This window comes from Streptomyces sp. NPDC026589 (assembly GCF_040638385.1).
Lineage (GTDB): Bacteria > Actinomycetota > Actinomycetes > Streptomycetales > Streptomycetaceae > Streptomyces.
Map to the genome: position 1 here is coordinate 1 of NZ_JBEZYG010000005.1, position 20,679 is coordinate 20,679.

The following is a 20,679-nucleotide window of genomic DNA, read 5'->3' on the forward strand; positions in this document are numbered from 1 at the left end:
GCCGCGGCGCCGCAGAGCGCGCCGCCCCGCCAGCCGCGGACCCGTCCCGCGGAGGCGACGCCCACCCATGTGCCGGGGCGGCGGGCGTCGACGGCTCAGCGGGCCGCCGGGACCTCGGCGATCGAGCGGCCCGCCCACGCGGGCGTCGGCTCGACGAGCGCGGCCAGCCGCTCCCGTACGGAATCCGGGAACGGGACGGTGCGGCCCGCCCGCTGGTCCACGTGGAGCGCCAGCAGCTCGCTCGTCGCCACCTGGGCGGCCTCCGGCTCCGGTACGCCGTCCGGCGCGCCGACCACGTAAAGCTCGTGGCTGAAGCGCGCCTTCTTCGCGTCCACGCCCAACAGGCGGGTGCGGACAGCGAGGTGGGCGCCCTCGGCCACGTCGCGGAGATAGCGCAGATGCGACTCGACGGTGTAGAGCGAGCAGCCGGTGCTCTCCCGGTACCCGGCGTGCAGACCGGTCTCGATCATCATCGCGTCGGTGGCGTACCCGAAGACGAGGACGTAGAACGCCTCGCTCATGTGGCCGTTGTAGTCGATCCACTCGGGTCGCACGGTCCGGTGGAACAGGGGGAGTTCCGTGGCGTCGTCGGCCAAGGTCGTCTCCTCGGGGGTCGGGTGCTCGCTCATCGGGCGACCTCCTCGGCGGACCGGGGCAGCCGGCCCGTGGCCCGCAGGACGTCGATGACGCCCCGGTCCCGCTCGGCGACCAGATCGGCGATGCTCCGGCCGTCCGCCGCCTCCTCGCAGCCGGCCACCACCGCCTCGTACAGCGCCCGGTCCAGTTCCGGTGCTTCGAGCCTGGTCCAGGGCGACTTGAGCGACGGGCCGAAGTGGTCGAGCATATGGGCCATCCCGCCCTCGCCGCCCGCGAGCGCGAAGGTCAGCATCGGTCCCATGACGGCCCAGCGGAGCCCTGGGCCCTCGGTGATCGACGCGTCGATCTCCGCCACCGTGGCCTCGCCGTTGGCGACCATGTGCAGGGCTTCGCGCCAGAGGGCCTCCTGGAGCCGGTTGGCTATGAAGCCGGGCACCTCGCGCTCCATGGTGATCACGGACTTGCCCGCGACGGTGTAGAAGCGCGAGGCCCAGTCGACCGCGGCGGGCGCGGTCCGTTCACCGCCGACGACCTCGACCAGCGGTATGAGGTAGGGCGGGTTGAAGGGGTGCCCGACGACGAGCCGCCCGGGGTCGGCGGCCTCCGTCTGCATGTCCGTCATCGGGTAGCCGGAGGTCGACGAGGCGATCACCGTGCCGGCGGGCGCGGCGGCGTCCAGCCGGGCCAGCAGATCGCGCTTGAGGTCCAGCTTCTCGGGGGCGCTCTCCTGGACGAACTGGGCTTCGGCCACAGCCTCTTCGAGCGTCGCGGTGACGGTCAGCCGGTCCTGCGACGCTCCGGGGGCCAGTCCGAGCTGCTCCAGCGCGGGCCAGGCCGCGGCGATGAGCCGGCGCAGCCGGACGGCCGCGTCGGGGGCCGGGTCCCAGGCGGTGACGTCGTAGCCGCGGGCGAGGAAGTGGGCCGCCCAGCCTCCGCCGATCACCCCGGCCCCGACACACGCCACACGGCGTACGTCCTCCGGGGCGCAGGCGGAGGCGGGGCCGTCGGTCGCGGCGGCGGAGGGGGTGACAGTCATGGGCGACACTCCAGAAAGACGGTGGGGGGAGGGGGCGGCGGAGGCGGAGGACGAACGAGGGGTGAGGGAGGCGTGCGGGGTCAGGCGCGCGGGCGCAGGCCGAGCTTCGCGCGTGCCTCGTCGGGCGTGGCGACCCGGGAGCCCAGGGATTCGGTGATCCGCACGGCGTGCTCCACCAACTGACCGTTGGTGGCCTTGACGCCCCGGCCCAGATAGAGGTTGTCCTCCAGGCCGACCCGGACGTGTCCGCCGAGCAGGATCGACTGGGCGGCCCAGGGCATCTGCATCCGGCCGAGCGCGAAGCTCGCCCACTGGGCGCCCGGCGGAAGCATGTTGACCATCGCCTGGAGGACGCCCGGGTCGGCGGGCGCGCCCCACGGAATGCCCATGCAGAGCTGGAAGACCGTGGGGTCGTCGAGCAACCCCTCGGCGAGGAGCTGCTTGGCGAACCACAGCTGCCCGGTGTCGAAGATCTCCAGCTCGGGGCGGACCCCGAGCTCCTGGATGCGCTTCGCGCCGGTGCGCAGCATGTCGGGGGTCGAGACGTAGAGGTTGCTGCCGTCGCCGAAGTTGAGCGAACCGCAGTCGAGGGTGCAGATGTCCGGCAGCAGCTCCTCCACGTGCGGCAGCCGTTCGAGACCGCTGACCAGGTCGGTGCCCGGCAGCTGACGGAGCGGGGCCTCCGGGTCGATGACGAGGTCTCCGCCCATGCCGGCGGTCAGGTTGATGACCACATCGGTGCCGGTCTCCCGGATCCGCTCGACGACCTCGCGGTAGAGCCGCGGATCGCGGGAGGGCGCGCCGGTCTCCGGCTCGCGGACATGGATGTGTACTACGGCGGCCCCGGCCCCGGCTGCCTCGACGGCGGAGGCGGCGATCTGCTCGGGCGTCACCGGGACATGGGGGCTGCGGCCGACGGTGTCGCCGGCTCCGGTGAGCGCGCAGGTGATGATGACGTCCTGGTTCACGGGCATGCGGGAACGTCTCCTCTCGGGGAGTTCGGGGAGTTCGGGGAGTTCGCGTTCAGGGGTTGGGGGTACAGGGGGTGTACGGGCGGGTGCGGGCGTCAGCCGGACACGGGCGCCGTCAGGCAGGCGTCCACGTGGGCGATGAGCACGTCGTGCATGGTCCCTGCGCCGGTGCCGGGGAGGCCGGGCTCGGTGGCCAGGACCTGGGAGGCCAGTCCGTCGATCAGAGCGGTGAGGGCGAGCGCCGTGCTGTCCGCGTCGACCGGACGGAACACGCCTTGTTCGACGCCGCGACGGATCACGTCGGCGACCGTGCCCCGCCACTGGCGGTAGTACTCCACGTGGAGCCGTCCGACCGTGGTGGACCGGGCGGCCTCGGCCCACAGGTCGAGCCAGACGCACCACTGCCGCCGTTGCTGTTCGGTGCGGGGCGTCTGGAGCTCGATCAGCAGGCGCAGCTCGTCCCCGGCGTGACGGGTGCCGGCCGTGGCGTCGGCACGGCGACGGGTGTCCTCGTCCATGCACCAGCGGACCGCCGCCTCGAGCAGTTCGTCACGGCCGGGGAAGTGGTAGTGGATCGCCGCCGTGCTGGTGTGGCAGGCCGCGGCGATGTCGGCGACCCGGACGGCGTGGAATCCGCGTTCGGCGATGAGCCGGACGGTCTCCCGCACGATCTGCAGGGGTCTGCCGCCCTCCGGCGAGGGCGACGGCGCGCGAGGGGGCGACGGGGCGCGCACGGTCGACGGCGTCGACGTCGCGCTGCCGACCGCCGCACCGGCCGTCGCATCGTCGCCGGCACCGGTCGTCGTACCGATCAGCCGACCGACGTCCACGCCGCCGATGTCCGCGATCCGGGCCAGTTCGGCGGCGGTGAAGCGCCGTGTCCCGTTCAGGGAACGGGACAACTTCGACGGATCGATGACGATCCGCCGCGCGAACTCGCGCGCGCTGACACCCGTCGCGTCGATCACCTGCCGGACCCGTGCGGCCACCTCGTCCTGCTGCATGGTCAGCCACCGTAGCCCCGTGTTGAGAAAACCTCAACATCAGCGGGATGTAATCCCTGAAATGGCGCGGTGTTGCGGTTCTGACTGATGCGTCAGTCAGAACCGCAACACCTGCTCACCCGCTGTCCGACAGGCCAACGCCCGGCGGGGTGGCTCGCGATGATCACTCCTGGACGAGCATCCCGCACCGCAGCTTGCCCAGCATCCGGCTCAGCAGCCGGGACACGTGCATCTGCGATATCCCGAGCTCCGTGCCGATCTGCGCCTGGGTCATCTCCTGGCCGAAGCGCATGTCGATGATCCGGCGCTCCCGATCGTCCAGTTCGTCCAGCAGGGGCGCGAGGGCGTGGAGGTTCTCCACGGTCTCCATGGCGGGGTCCGGCTCGCCCAGCACATCGGCGAAGGTCCGCCCGGCGGTCTGACGGGGCCCGGCCTCACCGGTGTCGGTCGGCATGTCCAGGGAGCCCGCCGTATAGCCGTTGGAAGCGACGATCCCCTCCGTGACCTCGGACTCCTCGATCCCCAGGTCCTTTGCCAGCTCCCGCACGGTGGGGTCCCGGTCGAGGTCGCCCGCCAGGGACTCCTTCGCCTTGGCGAGGTCGACCCGCAGTTCCTGGAGGCGCCGCGGCACGTGCACAGCCCAGCTCGTGTCACGGAAGAACCGCTTGATCTCCCCGACGATGTACGGCACCGCGAACGAGGTGAACTCGACTTCCCGCGAGAGGTCGAAGCGGTCGATCGCCTTGATCAGCCCGATGGTGCCGACCTGGACGATGTCCTCCATGTCGCCGTTGCCCCGGTTGCGGAAGCGGTTGGCGGCGAAACGGACGAGGGAAAGGTTCATCTCGATAAGGGTGTTGCGCGCGTACTGGTACTCGTGCGTGCCCTCCTCCAGCGTCTGGAGGCGGTCGAAGAAGAGGCGCGAGAGCCGGCGCGCGTCCATCGGGGCGACCTTCCCGGCATCCTCGATCCACGGAAGTTCCTCGGCGGCGCCCGCCTGCTCCGTACCGGCCGTCTGCGCGGTCTGTGCGGTCTGCGCGGTCATGTCGGCTTCACGCTCCCTGGTTCGTAGGCCCTGAGGTCTGTTCGCCTTCCCAGAGGTACGGCTCTCATGCGTCGAAGAGGGAGTTGATCCGGCCAACCGGGGTGAGTTGGCTTGAAACAGGTGCAGTTCGGCTCTGAGGCACGGTCATCCGAGAGGCATGAGACTGGGGAAGCGAGCCGAGTGGTACGGACCGCGAGATGCGGGTCGAAAGCCGCGAGCCGAAGGGCGCAGGTAGAGGGCGCACGTGAACGGCGCGGGCAATGAATGCGCAAACAACCGCCCCACCGGTACGGGGGAGCCCGGTGGGGCGGTCGCCACCAGAGTGCCACAGCCGGGGGGTCGTTGGGACCGGACCGGCGCGTATCGGCCTACGGATGAGTCGATTTCGCCGCTCGCCGGTTCGGGCGTGCGCCGGGGCATCGGAGTGTCGCAGGGTCGTCGGCGCCGGTGGCGCGGGCATGGCGCGGGGCGGACAGCCCGCGCCCCGATGATGGCGACGCCGTGAACAGATCCGCCTGACGGAATACTTGCCGTACCCACCGGCTTCTTCTGCCTGGCGGGTACGCGCTCCCGACCCCGGGCGCCCGCTGCCGAGAACCGTGCGATGAACGGAACGAACGAGGAAGGCCATGACCCAGAACAGCACCCGGCCCCGGACCGATGATCCTTCCAGGCTCCACCCCCTGGACAACCCCGCCCGGTCCTCCCTGACCGGCCCGCACGCCCACTTCGCCGAGAGCCGCGGGGGGGTCCTGCGCTATCCGGCCGACGTCACTCCCTGGATCGCGCTCCCCGACGCCCCGGACGCCCGGGACTGGGCCGATGTCGCGGCGCTCGCCGGGCCGGGCGGCTCCGTCACCCTGGCCGCGTTCCAGGAGCCACCGCCGCAGGACTGGGAGATCGTCTTCCGGGCCGAGGGGGTCCAGCTGGTCGACGCGTCGGTGGACGCCGCTCCCGATCCCGAGGCGGTCCCGCTGGGCCCCCGGGACGTGCCGGAGATGCTGGACCTGGTGGCGCGCACCCGCCCCGGCCCCTTCCTGACACGCACGGTCGAGCTGGGCCCGTATTTGGGCATCCGTCGGGGCGGCGCGCTGGTGGCGATGGCGGGGGAGCGGCTGCACCCGACCGGCTTCACGGAGATCAGCGGTGTCTGCACGGACGAGTCCGTACGGGGGCAGGGGCTGGCGAGCCGACTGGTCCTGGCGGTCGCGCACGGGATCCGGGAGCGCGGCGAGACGCCGTTCCTGCATGCCTCCGCCTCCAACATCGGGGCCGTCCGGCTCTACGAGTCCCTCGGGTTCCGGCTTCGCCGGCGTACGGAGTTCATCTCCGCGCTCGTCCCCGCCACGCTCCCGTCCGCCGACGGGAGCCGCAGGCCCTCACTGCGCTGACTGGTACAGGTAACCCCGTACCTGTACCAGGTACCCGTACGACGGGACCGGGGCCGGGACCTCAGGCACCCCCGGTACGGGACCAGGGCCCCGGGCCGGAAGTCCCGGGCGGGACCTTCGGCAGCCGCTCGAGGCCCTAAGCCCTCCTGCGCGGGCGCCCGCCACCCGGTCAACTGGAAGGGACCGACCGGAACCGCGGGCGGCACCGAGAGATCAGAGGGAGGACAGGCCGTGCCCATGAGGTTGCTGGACATGGCACAGAAGCGGAGCGGCGTACGGCCCCTGGGTGGTACCGCGCCCGGAGCGGACGCGGGCGTCGGGGCGGTGTCCCAGAGCCGGATCGGCAACTGGGCACTGGTCGGCGGTCTCGCGCTGCTGACCGTACTCGTCGTGTTCCTCGACGTCAGCACAGGCAACGACCTGCGGGTCGTGCCGCTGCTCGTGGTCGTCCCCGCACTGGCCTCCGTCTACTGCAGCCTCCGCCAGACCATCTGGATCGCGGTGTGGATCACCACCGTCGTCGTCGGGTTCCGGGTCGGGGCGGACGGCACCTTCTGGGACTTCGTCTTCGGCATCGGATTCGCCGTACTGGCCTGTGCGCTCGGGGTCGCCGCCTGCGCGGCGCGCATCCGGCACGCCACCGAGATGGCGCGGCTGCGGTCCGCCGCCGTCACCCTGCAGCGCCAGATCCTGCGGCCGCTGCCGGTCGGTACCGACCACGTCGTCGCGCACGGGCTCTACGAGCCGATCGAGGAGGACCGCTTCGTCGGCGGAGACATCTACGAGGTCGTCGAGTCGCCCTACGGGACCCGCGTGATCATCGGAGACGTCCAGGGCAAGGGGCTCGCGGCCATCGGCGCCGGCTTCGCGGCCATCGCCGCCTTCCGTGAGGCGGCCATCCGCGAGCCCACGCTCACGGGAGTGGTGGAGGCGCTGGAGGCCGCCGTCGTCCGGCACAACGTGTTCTCCGCCCAGACGGGTGAGGCCGAACGCTTTGTGACCGCGCTCGTCCTCGGGTTCGACGAGGGCGGCCGGGTGGAGGCCGTGAACTGCGGGCACCTGCCGCCACGCCTGCTGCACGACGGCCGGTCCTCGGCCGTCACGCTCCACCGGACGTACGTCCCCCTCGGCCTCGCCGGACTCAGCCAGGAGACCCGTACGACCGAGTCCTTCGACTTCCCGCCGGGCGCGACACTCCTCGTCGTCACCGACGGGGTGACCGAGGCCCGCGACATCGACGGCGCCTTCTACCCGCTGGACGAGCGGATCAGGGCCTGGGCCGGGCATGGGCCGCGCGAACTTCTCGACGCGCTCCACGTCGATCTGGGGGAGTTCTCCGGAGGCGTCCGGCGCGACGACGTCGCCGCGCTCGCCCTGCTGCGCACCTCTGCCGACGACGGGCGGCGGCCCGCGGTTCCGGGCGCCGCGATCCCCGGCGACGCCATCCCCGGCGACGCCGGTTCCGGTGCCGGGGCCCTGGGCGATCCCGCCGAAGCGGGCGAGGCCCAGCGGCGGACCGCCGCGGTCTGAACGCGCGCCGCAGGACTGCGACAGGCATCCCTGATGAGCGCCGCGAGACCGCGCGGCAGGCGTCCCCGATGTCCCCATGAGACGAATGTCGCGTGGGGACATTTTCAGGTGTACGGTGCATGTATGACTCCGGAACGGAAGATCCCGGATCGGCGCGGCCGCAAGGCGCGCCGCACCCGCGACACCCTGGCGCAGGCCGCGTTCGAGCTGGTGCTCGACCGGGGGCTGCGGAACGTGACGGTCGAGGAGATCGCGGAAGCCGCGGACGTCGACCGTCGTACGTTCAGCAGGTATTTCCCGAGCAAGGAGGCCGCCGCCCTCGACTCCCTGCGGGGCGACGGCGACCGCATCAACGCGGCCCTGCGAGCCCGCCCGGCCCCTGAACCCCCGCTCCTCGCCTACCGGCGGGCCGTCCTCGACTGGCTCGCCGATCCCGCGTCGGAGCCCTGGCACCGCCGCCCCCGGATCTTCGACCTGCTGGTCGTCGCCGAGGAGGAGCCGACCCTCTACGCCGTCTTCCACCACATCCGGGTGGACGCCCAGGAGGACTCGGTCGCCATCGTCGCGGACCGGCTCGGTGTCGATCCCCGGCAGGACATCCGGCCCGCCGTGGCCGTCGCCGCGGGAGCGGGCGCGCTGCTCGCCGCCCAGGCCGCCTGGGTGCGCGGAGGCCGGCCGGACGCTCTGCCCGGACTGGTCGCCGAGGCGTTCGACGCGCTCTCCGCCGACCTGCTCGGCGAGCCGAGCCCAGCTCCGGAACAGCACCGGGGTGCCCCGGGACAGCACTCCGGCACCACCAGCACCACCGAAGCAGCAGAAGGAACCGAGGCAACACCATGAGCACCGAGCACAGCTCCACCCCCGCGGCCGAGGCGAAGGCCGAAGCCCGCACCGAGTTCGCGGGCCGCACCGCCCTCATCACCGGCGGCGCCTCCGGCATCGGCCTCGCCCTGGCCCGGCGGCTCGCCGCCGACGGCGCGGCGGTCGTCGTCGCCGACTACGACGAGGAGAACGCGCGCAAAGCCGCGGCCGACCTGGAGAGCACCGGGGCCAGGGCCGCCGCCGTCGCGATGGACGTCACCGACCCGGCCTCCGTCGAAGCGGGCGTACGGTTCGCGGTGGACACCTTCGGCGCCCTCCACCTGGCCGTCAACAACGCCGGCATCGCGGGCCCCAGCAGCCCCACCGGCGCGTACCCGGTCGAGGACTGGAACCGCGTCGTCGCCACCAACCTCAGCGGCGTCTTCCTCTCGATGCGCTACGAACTGCCCGCCATCGTCGCGGCGGGCGGCGGCGCGATCGTCAACATGTCCTCCATCCTCGGCACCAACGGCTTCGCCGGGTCGCCCGCCTACGTCGCGGCCAAGCACGGCGTCGTCGGTCTCACCAAGACCGCCGCGCTCGAATACGCCGGACAGAACGTCCGGATCAACGCGGTCGGCCCCGGCTTCATCGACACCCCGCTCCTGCGGAACACCGTCCCGGAGGCCCGCGAGCACCTGATCTCCCTGCACCCGGCGGGACGGCTCGGCACCGCCGAGGAGGTCGCCGAACTCGCGGCCTTCCTGCTCTCCGACAAGGCCTCCTTCATCCACGGCAGCTACCACCTGGTGGACGGCGGCTACTCCGCCCCGTGACGGAGCCCGAGTGGCGCGCGGGAGACACGGGGGCGACAAAGAGAGTCAAGAGAGAAGCGAGGAGACCTCATGAAAGCCGTCCAGTACCGAGCCGTCGGCGCCGCCCCCGAGGTGGTCACCGTTCCGGACCCCGAGCCCGGCCCCGGCCAGGTCCTGCTGAAGGTCACCGCCGCCGGTGTCTGCCACTCCGACATCGCCGTGATGAGCTGGCCCGCCGACCAGCTCCCCTTCCCGCTGCCCCTGACCCTGGGGCACGAGGGCGTCGGCACGGTCGCCGCCCTCGGTGACGGCGTCGACGGCTTCGCCCTCGGCGACTCCGTCGCGGTCTACGGACCCTGGGGCTGCGGCACCTGTGTGAACTGCGCCGAAGGCAGGGAGAACTACTGCCTGCGCGCCAAGGAGCTCGGCATCATGCCGCCCGGCCTCGGCGCACCCGGCGCGATGGCCGAGTACATGATCGTCGACGACCCCCGCCACCTGATCGCGATCGGTGACCTCGACCCGGTGAAGACCGTGCCCCTCACGGACGCCGGACTGACCCCGTACCACGCGATCGTGCGCTCCCGGGCGAAGCTGGTGCCCGGCTCCACCGCCGTCGTCATCGGCACCGGCGGCCTCGGCCACGTCGCGATCCAGCTGCTGCGCGCCATGACGGCCGCCCGGGTGATCGCCCTCGACGTCACCGAGGACAAGCTCGCCCTGGCCAGGACCGTCGGCGCGCACGAAGCCGTCCTCTCCGACGAGAAGGCGGCCGCCCGCGTCATGGAACTGACCGACGGACTCGGCGCCCACGTGGTCCTCGACTTCGTCGGAGCGCCGCCCACCGTGGCGACCGCGGGCGCCGTCGCCCGCGTCGACGGCGACGTCACCATCGTCGGCATCGGCGGCGGCGCGCTCCCGGTCGGCTTCGGCACGCTTCCGTACGGCGCCAACGTCAGCGCGCCCTACTGGGGCTCGCGCAAGGAGTTCGCCGAGGTCCTCGACCTGGCCCACGCCGGAGCGGTCGACGTCCATGTGGAGACGTACTCCCTCGACGAGGCGCCGCTCGCCTACGAGCGCCTCCACGACGGCAGGATCAACGGCCGGGCCGTCATCCTCCCGGGCGGCTGAGCCCTCCGGCACCCGGGAGGCCGGGCCCCTCCGGCCCCCGGGCAGCTGCCTGATGCCCTCCGGCACCCCGGCGGGCGCCTGCATCCCCGCGCGTCGGCCGAACCTCCCGGTCTCCGCGGCGTCGAACGTCCGCCCGTCCGCCCCGGCGGCGGCCGGCGGCCGCCGTCCGGGCCGGCGAGAAATTCCCGGCGCCGGGAGGCCGGCCGCCGTTAGAATGGCCGACATGGGTTCGTACAGCTACTACTTCTTCCGCTGATTCCCGGCCCGGACGGCCGCAGCGCGCCGCACCGCGCGTCCCTCTGAGACGCCCCGGTGACGTCGACGTCACCGCGCGCGCCCGCCGCCGTCCCCTCCGCCGTCCGGCATCCACGCCCCGCCGCCGCGCCTCCGCGCGCGCCTTCGCGGGCCGTCACCCAGGGAAAAGGCACCCATGCACCCCCAGCGCGACCGCGCTCAACTGGCCATCAAGGACGTCTCCAAGGCGTACGGGGACCGCTCCGTACTCGACCAGGTGACCCTCGCCGTCCGGCCCGGTGAGAAAACCGCCGTCATCGGCGAGAACGGCTCCGGAAAGTCCACGCTGCTCCGGCTGCTGGCCGGAGTGGAAGAACCGGACACCGGTGAGATCACCGTCCGCTTCCCCGGCGGCACCGGCTATCTCGCCCAGACCCTCGACCTCGACCCGGCCGACACCGTGCAGGACGCCGTCGACGCGGCCCTCGCCGAACTGCGCGACCTCGAACACCGTATCCGCGAGGCGGAGGCCGGCCTCTCGGAGCGGAAGCCCGGCGACCCGGGGCCCACCGACGCGGAGCTCGCCGCCTACGGAGACCTCCTCACCGCCTACGAGGACCGCGACGGCTACCGGGCGGACGCCCGTACCGAAGCGGCTCTGCACGGCCTCGGCCTCGCCCACCTCACCCGCGACCGCGCTCTCGCCACGCTCTCCGGCGGCGAACAGTCCCGGCTCGCCCTCGCCTGCGTCCTGGCAGCCGCCCCCGACCTGCTGCTGCTCGACGAGCCGACCAACCACCTCGACGCCCGCGCCGTCGGCTGGCTGGAGGACCACCTGCGCGCCCACCCGGGCACCGTCGTGGCGATCACCCACGACCGGGCTTTCCTGGAGCGCGTCACCTCGGTGATTCTGGAGGTCGACCGGGACCTGCGCACGGTCACCCGGTACGGAGACGGCTGGGACGGTTACCGCACCGCCAAGGCCGCCGCCCGCCGCCGCTGGGCCCAGGAGCACGAGGAGTACCTGACGGACCTGGCCCGCACCGAGGAGCTCGTCGCAGCGGCCGGAGCGCGGCTCGCGGCCGGCGGAGGAGACCCGAAACAGGGCTTCGGCAAGCACCGCCGCTCGCACGAGGCGAAGCTCTCCGGCCAGGTCAGGGCCGCCCGGACCCGGCTGGACGCGCTGCGCCGGTCTCCCGTGCCGCCCCCGCCCCACCCACTCGCCTTCACCGGCCGCCCGACCGTCGCCGACGTGACCGGCCCGGCGGACCGCGACGGAACCGCCGACGTGACCAGCACCGCGGACCGTGCGAGGACCGCTACCGGGACCGGCACGACGGGCCGCGACGGAACCAGCACCGTGACCGGCACCGCGGACCACGCGAGGCCCCTCGTGGAGCTGGACGCCGTCTCCGTCGGGAACCGCCTCCGTCTCCCCTCCCTGCGCGTGGCATCGGGGGCCCGCCTCCTGGTGACCGGTGAGAACGGGGCCGGGAAGACCACCCTGCTGCGGGTCCTCGCGGGTGACCTGACCCCCGACGCGGGCACGGTCACCCGCCGGGCCCGCATCGGTTACCTCCCGCAGGAACTGCCCGCGCGCCCGACCCGGCGCAGTCTGCTCGCCACCTTCGCGGCGGGCCGCCCCGGCTTCCCCGACGAGTACGCCGACGAACTCCTGGCCCTCGGCCTGTTCCGCCCCGAGGACCTCGATGTGCCCGTCGCATCCCTCTCCGTCGGCCAGCAACGCAGGCTGGCCCTGGCCCGGCTGGTGACCAGGCCGGCCGATCTCCTGGTCCTGGACGAGCCGACGAACCACATCGCGCTGAGCCTGGTGGAGGAGCTGGAACAGGCCCTCGACCAGTACCGGGGCGCGGTCGTCGTCGTCTCGCACGACCGCAGTTTCCGGGCCCGCTTCACCGGCGACGTACTGGAACTGCGGGCAGGCCGCCCGGCGGGCGCGGCACCGGCCTACGCGTCGGGGGAGGCGGTCGCCCCGCGCACCTGAGCGCGCAGCCGGTCCACGAACACCCGCTGGCCGACGACCAGCCGCTCGGCGGCCTGCTCCGGCGTGCACCAGGCGAACCGGTCCATCTCCGGGAACTCCTGCCGCACGCCGGACCCGCGCGGCCACTCCATCGTGAACGTCCCGGGCACGACGGACGCCACGTCCAGCTCCGCCTCCAGGGCCCAGGCGGTCACCGTCTTGCCGCTGCGCTGCCGTGACTCGCCCAGCGCGATCCACTCGCCCGGCGGGACCGGCACGCCCAGCTCCTCCACGAACTCCCGGCGGGCGGCGGCCTCCGCGTCCTCCTCCGGTCCGTACTCGCCCTTCGGTACCGACCAGGCGGCCGCCTCCCGCCCCGCCCAGAACGGCCCGCCCATGTGCCCGATCAGCACCTCGACATCCCGCTCGCCCGCGCCCTCCGTGAACCGGAAGAGGAGAAGCCCCGCACTGCGCCTGCTTGTCGACATGTCGTCAAGTCTGCTGCGGCGCGGTGCGGGGCGCCACGCGGGCCCGGCGCCCGACCCGGAGGAAAGCGCTACGTCTTGCGGTAGCCGTACGCCTCCGAGGCCGCGGCCTCCACCGCCGCGAGGTCGCCACCCGCCGAGGCGGTCACCACGGCCGCCACGGCGCCCTCCACGAACGGCGCGTCCACGAGCCGCGTGCCCTCGGGCAGCTCGTCGCCCTCGGCGAGCATGGCCTTCACCGTGAGCACCGCACTTCCCAGGTCCACCAGGACCGCGACACCCGCCCCCCGGTCCACCGAGGCGGCGGCCCGGCCGATCAGCTCCGCGCTCGTCCCCAGCCCACCGCCGGGCAGCCCGCCCGCCGGGGCGACCGGCGCGGTCACCCCGCCGGCGGCGAGCCCCTGGGCCAGCTCGGCGACCGACTCGGCGACGGCACCGCTGTGGGAGACCAGAACGATGCCCACCTGCCGCTCGCCGCTCACGCGCCCACTCCGTCCGCCGCCGTCGCCGCCAGGGCCTCGACCAGCAGCGCCGAGGAGGTCGCGCCCGGGTCCTGATGCCCGATACTGCGCTCGCCGAGATAGCTGGCCCGGCCCTTGCGCGCCTGCAACGGCACCGTCGCCTCGGCGCCCGCACGAGCCGCGTTCGCGGCGCCGTCGAACGAGGTGGCGAGGGCCTCCGCCGCGGGCAGCAGCGCGTCGAGCATCGTCTTGTCCCCGGCCTGGGCGCCGCCCAGCTGTCCCACCGCGGCGACCCCGGCCGCGAACGCCCGGGCCAGCTGGTCCCGCGTCACCTCGTCGTCGTCCCCGAGCGCCTTGCCCGTACGGCGCAGCAGGGTCCCGTACAGCGGGCCGGACGCCCCGCCGACGGTGGAGATGAGCTGCCGTCCGGCCAGGGTGAGCACAGCACCGGGAGTGGCGGGGGCATCCTTCTCCAGCACCGCCGTCACCGCCGTGAAGCCGCGCTGGAGATTGCTGCCGTGATCGGCGTCCCCGATCGCCGAGTCCAGCTCGGTCAGATGGTCCGCCCCACGCTCCACGGACGCCGCGACAGCGGTCATCCAGCGGCGGAAGAAGTCGGTGTCGAGCACATGATCTCCTGTTCCTCGGTCCCACCCGGAACGGATCGTCCCGGCGGTGGCACGGGCTGTACGGCCAACCCCGCACCGGGGTCGCCCACGGTCACGGGATTCCGTCGGCGCTCAGCGGCCCCAGCGGAGCGCGGCCGTCCGCACGGGCGCGTCCCACAGTCGCAGCAGCTCCTCGTCGACCTGGCACAGCGTCACCGAACAGCCTGCCATGTCGAGCGAGGTCACGTAGTTCCCCACGAGCGTACGAGCCACCGGGACACCCCGCTCGGACAGGACCCGATGGACCTCGGCGTTGAACCCGTACAGCTCCAGCAGCGGAGTCGCCCCCATGCCGTTCACCAGCGCCAGCACCGGTCCGGTGGGGCGCAGATCCTCCAGTACCGCGTTCACGGCGAAGTCGGCGATCTCGCCGGACGTCATCATCGGCCGCCGCTCACGCCCCGGCTCCCCATGGATGCCGATGCCCAACTCCAGCTCCCCGGTGGGCAGATCGAAGGTGGGGCTGCCCTTGGCCGGAGTGGTGACGGCGCCCAGCGCCACCCCGAAGCTGCGCGAGGCCCCGTTCACCCGCCGCGCGACGGCGGCCACCCGGTCCAGCGGAGCGCCCTCGTCCGCCAGGGCTCCGGCGATCTTCTCGACGAACAGCGTCGCTCCCGTACCGCGCCGCCCGGCGGTGAACGTACTGTCGCTCACGGCCACGTCGTCGTCCACCACCACCTGGGCGACCTGGATTCCCTCGTCGTCGGCGAGCTCGGCGGCCATCTCGAAGTTGAGCACGTCGCCGGTGTAGTTCTTGACGACGAACAGCACCCCCGCCCCGCTGTCGACGGCTGCCGCCGCCCGCAGCATCTGGTCGGGCACGGGGGAGGTGAAGACCTCCCCGGGACAGGCGGCCGACAGCATGCCGGGTCCGACGAACCCGGCATGCAGCGGCTCGTGCCCCGAACCGCCCCCGGAGACGAGGCCCACCTTTCCCGCCACGGGTGCGTCCCGCCGCATGACGACCCGGTTCTCCACATCGACGGTCAGCTCGGGATGTGCGGCCGCGATGCCCCGCAGGGCATCGGCGACCACGGTCTCGGGAACGTTGATGAGCATGTTCATGGTTGTCTCCTGAGTAGCGTGAGGGCTTCGTGACCTGCGTTTTTCCAGGTCAGCAAGGGTTTGGTCGCTTGCGGATCTTGGCGGTCCGTGGCGGCTTGCCGCGCCCTGTGGCGGTACTGATGCTGACTGCCTGCTGAGCTTCCTGACTGGTCGTCACCTTGTTGGCGCGGCGCTTTTGATCTTGACGGGTGGCTGCTTGCTGCTCCAACGTGATGATGCCAACGGGGCGTGTGCGGTGCCACCGCAAAGGCGTCTGCGCAGTCCCGGACTCAAACGTCGGAGCTTGAGGTCGTCGCTATGGATTTGGGTGGAGGTGGGGGTTCGTCAAGATCTGAGTCCAAGTCCCCCGAGTGGTGGCTGGACTCGGCGCGGAGAAGCTCTTGCGCGGGTGACTCACTCGGGGGCGTGGCGAATGAAGAGGCCGCCCCTGCGGCGCCTGCGGCACGACCGCTACGACGGGACACGCAGGTTCTGCTTGCTGCTATGCGCGCGCCGACGGAGGGCGTACCGGGTACATGGCTTCCCGCATCAGTTCGCCTCGAACGCGCTTGCAAAAGGATTTTCAGCGGTGGACGCCGGCGCGGGTGAAGACGTTGATCGGGCGGTTGTTCCACGTCAGCTACACAGTGGAGGGGGCATGGCGGCTGCTGAAGCGTCAAGGCTGATCCTGGCAGCAGCCGACCCGCAGAGCGATCGAACGTGACGACGAAGCAGTGGAGTTGTGGAAGAAGGAGGTATGGCTGCAGGTAAAAGCACGGCGGCGGCCCGCGGAGCCTGGACCGTCTGCGAGGACGAGGTCGGCCAGTCGCTGAGGCCGCCACGCGCGAGGTCGCTTGACAGCTCGACCGCGGCATGGGGACCTTGCTTCAAGGGCTGCGGCTGCGCCGCTCTCCGCTGAGTCGGCAGAACGATGTCTCGGTCATCCCGGCGGCAATCTTCTCGGCCTGGGCCCGCATGTACTCCACCAGGACGGAACGTCGACACCGTCTAGGGAACCGGGGTTGTTCTCGCCTTCGTCGTCGTGGTCAGTGAGCCGCCAACGAAGATGGAGCTGCTGAACAATACGGGCTTCGGCTGCGCGCGAGCGTCGTAGGGAGCGGCCGTGTGGCTTGCGGGGCCGGATCCGATGATGACTCTTGCGATGAGATCAGGCACGAATGACTTCAGCGCCCAATGGTGTCAGCGGCCACTGATGTGACAGTGTCAGTCTGTGATGACGTCAGTCGACATCGAACTGATGCGGGGGCTGAGTGACCCCCTGCGCCTGCAGATCGTGACTCAGCTCGCCCGCGAGATCCTGTGCACCACCCACCTCGTCGAAGAGACCGGTGCCCGGCAGACCAATCTCTCCAACCATGTGAGAGTGCTGCGCGAGGCTGGTGTTGTGGAGACCGAGCCCTGCGGCCGCTTCACCTACTGCAAGCTCCGCCCGGACGCCATCGCTCAGCTCGCGGGTCAGTTCGCCGGCCTGGCCGAGTCCGCCCTTACCACCACCGAGAACAAGAGGGCCTGTCCGTGACCCGCACTCAAGCGCCCGCGAGCGCCGAGGAGCTGTCGGTCGTCGCAAAGCTGTCGACGCTCGACCGCTTCCTTGCCGCCTGGATTCTCCTGGCCATGTGCCTTGGACTGGGGCTGGGCCGACTGATTCCCGGGCTGAACGGCGCGCTCGCCCAGGTCGAGATCGGCGGCATCTCGCTGCCGATCGCCGTGGGCCTGCTGATCATGATGTATCCGGTCCTCGCCAAGGTTCGCTACGACAGCCTCGACACCGTGACCGGCGACCGCAGGCTGATGATCTCCTCGCTGGTCGTCAACTGGGTCCTCGGTCCGGCGCTCATGTTCGCGTTGGCCTGGATCTTCCTGCCGGATCTGCCCGAGTACCGCACCGGCCTCATCATCGTCGGCCTGGCCCGCTGCATCGCCATGGTCATCATCTGGAACGACCTGGCCTGCGGCGACCGTGAAGCCGCAGCCGTCCTGGTGGCGCTGAACTCCGTCTTCCAGGCCATCGCCTTCGGCGTCCTGGGCTGGTTCTACCTCGATCTGCTGCCCGGCTGGCTCGGACTCGGTGACGGCGAGAGCCTCGACATCTCCATGTGGAAGATCGCGCTGAACGTCGTCATCTTCCTCGGAGTCCCGCTGGTCGCCGGCTTCCTGACCCGGCGCATCGGCGAGAGGAGGGTGGGCCGCGAGTCCTACGAGGCGAAGTTCCTGCCGAAGATCGGTCCTTAGGCCCTCTACGGCCTGCTGTTCACGATCGTCATTCTCTTCGCTCTCCAGGGCACCACCATCACTTCGCAGCCGCTGGACGTTGTCCGGATCGCACTCCCGCTTCTCGCGTACTTCGCGGTGATGTGGTTCGGTACGTTCTTCCTTGGCAAGGCCATCGGCCTGAACTACGACCGTACGACGACGCTCGCCTTCACAGCCGCCGGCAACAACTTCGAGCTGGCCATCGCGGTCGCCATCGCCACCTTCGGCGTCACCTCCGGCCAAGCCCTATCCGGAGTCGTCGGCCCGCTCATCGAAGTCCCGGTGCTGGTCGCACTGGTTTACGTCTCGCTGGCTTGGCGCAAGAAGTTCACGGACGTGCAGACGAAGTAGAGCGGTGTGCTACAGCCCGCCCCACTTCATTTAGCGGTGAAGCCGCGTCGGAAAGGGATATCCGCAATGAAATGGCACGTGGATGTGGTCGTCATCGGCGGCGGCCAGGCCGGACTCGCTGCTGGCTATCATCTGCGCCGCCGTGGCCTGGAGTTCGTGGTTCTGGACGCTCAGGCGACGCCCGGGGGCGCCTGGCAGCACACGTGGGACTCGCTCCGCCTGTTCTCTCCAGCCGCGTTCGCGAAGACCTTCGGCGCCAAGTTCCCCAAGGCCGTCGCGAAGATCACCGAGGACCGGGACGAACTGCTCGCGTTCTACGACTTCCCGGCCGAGCGCTGGATCCACCTGCGGACCACCAACTCCATCGCGTTGACCTTCTCCACGGTCAAGCTCCGCACCAAGGTCACCTGAGGCGCTGGCAGCCCGACGGCCGCGCTCGCGATGGTGTTCAAACTGGTCGAGTCCGCCCAAGCGTGGTGCCGCGCGATCACCGGAGCCCACCTGGTCCCCCTGGTCCGCGCCGGTGCACGCTTCGAGAACGGCATCCTGGCCGAGGGTCCGAGGTGGCGGCGTGAAGGACTTGATCGCGGCGCTTGACGCGTTGACCGACCGCGATCCGAACCGTCGGGACGTTGCCGCTGCAGTCCTCGGGGACCTCCTGCGCGGCACCGCGCTCGACACGGACACCGCCTGCCTGACCGTCGGACGTCTGGTCGGCCTGGCCGTCGACGAACCGGAAACGCGCCGCGGCATCTGGCGGGCAGGCTCCCCGGGGGTATCGACGTACGGGGGCGAGCTGCCTTGGGCCTCGCACTCGGGGAACGCGTAGGAGACGACGCCCCAGCTGGTGATCTGCGTGACGCACAACGCGGGCAGCGCGGCGCGGGGCCGTGGCCGGACGCCAGTTCCGGTCACGGCCCCGCGCTCAGGGACGTCGAGGTCGGTCACGGGCCGCAGCAACCCCGCGCTGGTGCGTCGCCCACGGCCTCGGCAGCGGTCGGCGCACCTGTACCGAGCTGGACCAGGGCGGGTTTCGGCGTCGCGCAGGAGCCTCCGGCGTCGCTGGGGGCCGGGTCGTCGAAGAGGCCTGCCCCGCCGCAAACACCCGTTTCGGGGAGGGTGAGTTCGACGCGGTCGGCCGCTTCCAGGTCGCCGGCGAGGGCGGCGGCCACGGAGCGGACCTGTTCGTAGCCGGTCATGGCGAGGAAGGTCGGGGCGCGGCCGTAGGACTTCATGCCGACCAGGTAGATCCCCGGTTCCGGGTGGGACAGCTCGCGGTGCCCGTGCGGGTAGACGGTGCCACAGGAGTGCTGGTTGGGGTCGATCAGCGGGGCCAGTTCGGTCGGGGCCTGGAGGCGTTCGTCCAGGCCGAGACGGAGTTCGTCGAGGAAGCTGAGGTCGGGACGGAGGCCGGTCAGCACGATGACTTCGTCGACCGGGTCCAGGCGGCGCCCGTCCTCGCCCACCAGGACAAGGCGTCCGTCGGGGTCGCGCTCGATCGCTTCGGTGCGGAAGCCGGTGACCGCGTGCGCGTACCCCTCGTCGACAGCGGCCTTCGCTGCGAGCCCGAGAGCCCCGCGGGCGGGCAGCTGGTCGGCGCTGCCGCCGCCGAAGGTGGTTCCGGAAATCCCCCGGCGCAGGATCCACACCCCCGTCGTGCCCGTGCCGTCGTCGGACTTGGCGAGGTCGGCGAGGTAGGCGAGAGCGGTGAACGCGGAGGCGCCGGCGCCGATGACAGCGGTGCGACGGCCCGCGTACCGGGCGCGCTCGGCCGGGTCCTTGAAGTCGGGGAGGCGGTAGGTGATCCGGTCGGTGGCGGCCTTCTCTCCCAGGGCCGGCAGGCCGGAGGCGCCGGCCGGGCTGGGGGTGGTCCAGGTGCCGGAGGCGTCGATGACGGCGTGGGCGAAGGTCCGCTCCTCGCGGCCGTCGGCGTAGGTGACGTGTACGACGAACGGCTGCTGGTCGCGGTCCGCGTCCACGATCCGGTCGCGGCCGACGCGGGAGACGCCGGTGACACGGGCGCCGAGGCGGACGCGGTCGCCCAGGACGTCGGCGAGTGGCTGCAGGTACTGCTCGGCCCACTCTCCCCCGGAGGGGTAGGCCGACGGCTCGGGGTGCGTCCAGCCGGTGGGGGCCAGCAGCTTCTCGGCGGCCGGGTCGACGAGCTCACCCCAGGTGGAGAAGAGGCGTACGTGCGCCCACTCCCTGACGGCGCTGGCGGCGGCCGGTCCGGATTCCAGGACGAGCGGCGAAAGGCCGCGCTGGGTGAGGTGGGCGGCGGCGGCGAGCCCGGCCGGGCCCGCTCCGATCACGACGACCGGCAGGTCCGCGGCGGTTGTGGTCATAGCGGTGATGTCCTCCGGGAGAGGCGGCAGATTCGGCCGCTGTTTCGATTACTGTCTATGTCTAGAGCTTGTCACCGGTATCGATGAGTGTCAACATAGATATATGTCGAAGTACGAGGTTGCCGAGCTGCCCGTCCCGGCCCCGGAAGGGGTTGTGCCGTGCTGCCCGCCCATCACCGCCGGGGAGCTGTCCGTGCCGGACGCGAAGCGGATGGCAGCGATGTTCAAGGCCCTTTCCGACCCGGTTCGGCTGCGGCTGTTCTCCAAGGTCGCCTCGCACCCGGCAGGAGAAGCGTGCGTGTGCGACATCATGGATGTCGGCGTCTCTCAGCCGACCGTCTCCCACCATCTGAAGAAGCTTCGGGAAGCCGGGCTCTTGACCTCGGAGCGGCGAGGTACTTGGGTCTACTACCGGGTCGCACCCTCCGTCGTGGCCGCCATGTCCGCCATGCTCGACCTGCGCCCGACCGCCACCGGCAGCTGAACTCCGGTCGGGTCGGGGCTGCCGCCCG

General features: G+C 71.7%; 19 protein-coding genes and 4 pseudogenes. 12 read left to right on the top strand and 11 right to left on the bottom strand.

What is annotated here, in order from left to right:
- Window positions 1–95: 95 nt before the first annotated feature.
- The 5 genes from AB0F29_RS10105 to AB0F29_RS10125 all read right to left on the bottom strand — a co-directional run bounded on the left by AB0F29_RS10105 (window position 96) and on the right by AB0F29_RS10125 (window position 4,653).
- Window positions 96–629: a thioesterase family protein gene (locus AB0F29_RS10105; protein ID WP_361869575.1), complete on the bottom strand. Its 534-nt coding sequence runs from the start codon at window positions 627–629 to the stop codon at window positions 96–98.
- Entirely contained in the window at window positions 626–1,633 is a 1,008-nt protein-coding gene (locus AB0F29_RS10110) for a 3-hydroxyacyl-CoA dehydrogenase NAD-binding domain-containing protein (protein ID WP_361869577.1), read from the bottom strand. The genes AB0F29_RS10105 and AB0F29_RS10110 overlap by 4 nt, the downstream gene beginning before the upstream one ends.
- An 80-nt stretch (window positions 1,634–1,713) precedes the next feature.
- Window positions 1,714–2,607, bottom strand: a complete 894-nt coding sequence (locus AB0F29_RS10115) for a 3-keto-5-aminohexanoate cleavage protein (RefSeq protein WP_361869579.1) — start codon at window positions 2,605–2,607, stop codon at window positions 1,714–1,716.
- 92 nt (window positions 2,608–2,699) lie between these two features.
- Window positions 2,700–3,608, bottom strand: a complete 909-nt coding sequence (locus AB0F29_RS10120; protein ID WP_361869582.1) for a TetR/AcrR family transcriptional regulator — start codon at window positions 3,606–3,608, stop codon at window positions 2,700–2,702.
- Between the two features lie 163 nt (window positions 3,609–3,771).
- On the bottom strand, window positions 3,772–4,653 hold the full coding sequence (locus AB0F29_RS10125) for an RNA polymerase sigma factor SigF (RefSeq protein ID WP_361869585.1): 882 nt from the start codon (window positions 4,651–4,653) through the stop codon (window positions 3,772–3,774).
- A 629-nt stretch (window positions 4,654–5,282) separates the two neighbouring features.
- Here AB0F29_RS10125 and AB0F29_RS10130 point away from each other — a divergent pair.
- From AB0F29_RS10130 to AB0F29_RS10155, 6 genes are all read left to right on the top strand, one after another.
- Window positions 5,283–6,044 (top strand): GNAT family N-acetyltransferase, encoded by a 762-nt coding sequence (locus AB0F29_RS10130; RefSeq protein WP_361869587.1) that lies wholly within the window; start codon window positions 5,283–5,285, stop codon window positions 6,042–6,044.
- Window positions 6,045–6,296: 252 nt separating this feature from the next.
- The gene (locus tag AB0F29_RS10135; protein WP_361869589.1) at window positions 6,297–7,574 is read left to right on the top strand and encodes a PP2C family protein-serine/threonine phosphatase; all 1,278 of its coding nucleotides are present in this window, start codon (window positions 6,297–6,299) and stop codon (window positions 7,572–7,574) included.
- A 123-nt stretch (window positions 7,575–7,697) separates the two neighbouring features.
- Entirely contained in the window at window positions 7,698–8,414 is a 717-nt protein-coding gene (locus AB0F29_RS10140) for a TetR family transcriptional regulator (RefSeq protein ID WP_361869592.1), read from the top strand.
- Complete coding sequence (locus tag AB0F29_RS10145) at window positions 8,411–9,211, top strand: SDR family NAD(P)-dependent oxidoreductase (RefSeq protein WP_361869594.1); 801 nt, start codon at window positions 8,411–8,413, stop codon at window positions 9,209–9,211. Before AB0F29_RS10140 ends, AB0F29_RS10145 begins: the two co-directional genes overlap by 4 nt.
- Before the next feature lie 69 nt (window positions 9,212–9,280).
- Window positions 9,281–10,321 carry an NAD(P)-dependent alcohol dehydrogenase gene (locus tag AB0F29_RS10150; protein WP_361869597.1) on the top strand — a complete coding sequence of 347 codons (1,041 nt, stop codon included), beginning with the start codon at window positions 9,281–9,283 and terminating at the stop codon, window positions 10,319–10,321.
- A gap of 430 nt (window positions 10,322–10,751) precedes the next feature.
- Window positions 10,752–12,560 (top strand): ABC-F family ATP-binding cassette domain-containing protein, encoded by a 1,809-nt coding sequence (locus AB0F29_RS10155; RefSeq protein ID WP_361869599.1) that lies wholly within the window; start codon window positions 10,752–10,754, stop codon window positions 12,558–12,560.
- On the opposite strand, the gene AB0F29_RS10160 is transcribed toward AB0F29_RS10155, so the two are convergent.
- The 4 genes from AB0F29_RS10160 to dhaK form a co-directional block, all read right to left on the bottom strand.
- A complete protein-coding gene (locus AB0F29_RS10160; RefSeq protein WP_361869601.1) occupies window positions 12,524–13,027 on the bottom strand; it encodes an NUDIX domain-containing protein in 504 nt (167 codons plus the stop codon). The genes AB0F29_RS10155 and AB0F29_RS10160 overlap by 37 nt on opposite strands.
- Before the next feature lie 68 nt (window positions 13,028–13,095).
- Window positions 13,096–13,506, bottom strand: a complete 411-nt coding sequence (locus AB0F29_RS10165; protein ID WP_361869604.1) for a PTS fructose transporter subunit IIA — start codon at window positions 13,504–13,506, stop codon at window positions 13,096–13,098.
- A complete protein-coding gene (dhaL, locus tag AB0F29_RS10170; RefSeq protein WP_361869607.1) occupies window positions 13,503–14,114 on the bottom strand; it encodes a dihydroxyacetone kinase subunit DhaL in 612 nt (203 codons plus the stop codon). Before dhaL ends, AB0F29_RS10165 begins: the two co-directional genes overlap by 4 nt.
- A 111-nt stretch (window positions 14,115–14,225) precedes the next feature.
- Window positions 14,226–15,218, bottom strand: a complete 993-nt coding sequence (gene dhaK, locus AB0F29_RS10175; protein WP_361869609.1) for a dihydroxyacetone kinase subunit DhaK — start codon at window positions 15,216–15,218, stop codon at window positions 14,226–14,228.
- 515 nt (window positions 15,219–15,733) lie between these two features.
- Between dhaK and AB0F29_RS10180 the strand changes: the two are divergent.
- From AB0F29_RS10180 to AB0F29_RS10200, 5 genes and pseudogenes are all read left to right on the top strand, one after another.
- Window positions 15,734–16,030: pseudogene (locus tag AB0F29_RS10180) on the top strand (winged helix-turn-helix domain-containing protein).
- Window positions 16,031–16,428: 398 nt separating this feature from the next.
- Window positions 16,429–16,737 carry a metalloregulator ArsR/SmtB family transcription factor gene (locus AB0F29_RS10185; protein WP_361869612.1) on the top strand — a complete coding sequence of 103 codons (309 nt, stop codon included), beginning with the start codon at window positions 16,429–16,431 and terminating at the stop codon, window positions 16,735–16,737.
- Window positions 16,734–17,822, top strand: a pseudogene (arsB, locus tag AB0F29_RS10190) (ACR3 family arsenite efflux transporter). The gene AB0F29_RS10185 and the pseudogene arsB overlap by 4 nt, the downstream one beginning before the upstream one ends.
- Window positions 17,823–17,888: 66 nt before the next feature.
- Window positions 17,889–18,419, top strand: a pseudogene (locus AB0F29_RS10195) (FAD-dependent oxidoreductase).
- Window positions 18,394–18,651, top strand: a complete 258-nt coding sequence (locus AB0F29_RS10200; protein ID WP_361869614.1) for a hypothetical protein — start codon at window positions 18,394–18,396, stop codon at window positions 18,649–18,651. The pseudogene AB0F29_RS10195 and the gene AB0F29_RS10200 overlap by 26 nt, the downstream one beginning before the upstream one ends.
- Here AB0F29_RS10200 and AB0F29_RS10205 read toward each other — a convergent pair.
- Window positions 18,639–18,770: pseudogene (locus AB0F29_RS10205) on the bottom strand (MFS transporter); the annotation flags it as partial. The gene AB0F29_RS10200 and the pseudogene AB0F29_RS10205 sit on opposite strands and share 13 nt — an antisense overlap.
- Window positions 18,767–20,167, bottom strand: coding sequence for an NAD(P)-binding domain-containing protein (locus tag AB0F29_RS10210; RefSeq protein ID WP_361869616.1), 1,401 nt, complete (start codon window positions 20,165–20,167; stop codon window positions 18,767–18,769). The gene AB0F29_RS10210 and the pseudogene AB0F29_RS10205, both read right to left, overlap by 4 nt.
- Before the next feature lie 103 nt (window positions 20,168–20,270).
- On the opposite strand from AB0F29_RS10210, the gene AB0F29_RS10215 reads away from it, so the two are divergent.
- A complete protein-coding gene (locus AB0F29_RS10215; RefSeq protein WP_361869619.1) occupies window positions 20,271–20,651 on the top strand; it encodes a metalloregulator ArsR/SmtB family transcription factor in 381 nt (126 codons plus the stop codon).
- Window positions 20,652–20,679: the final 28 nt, after the last annotated feature.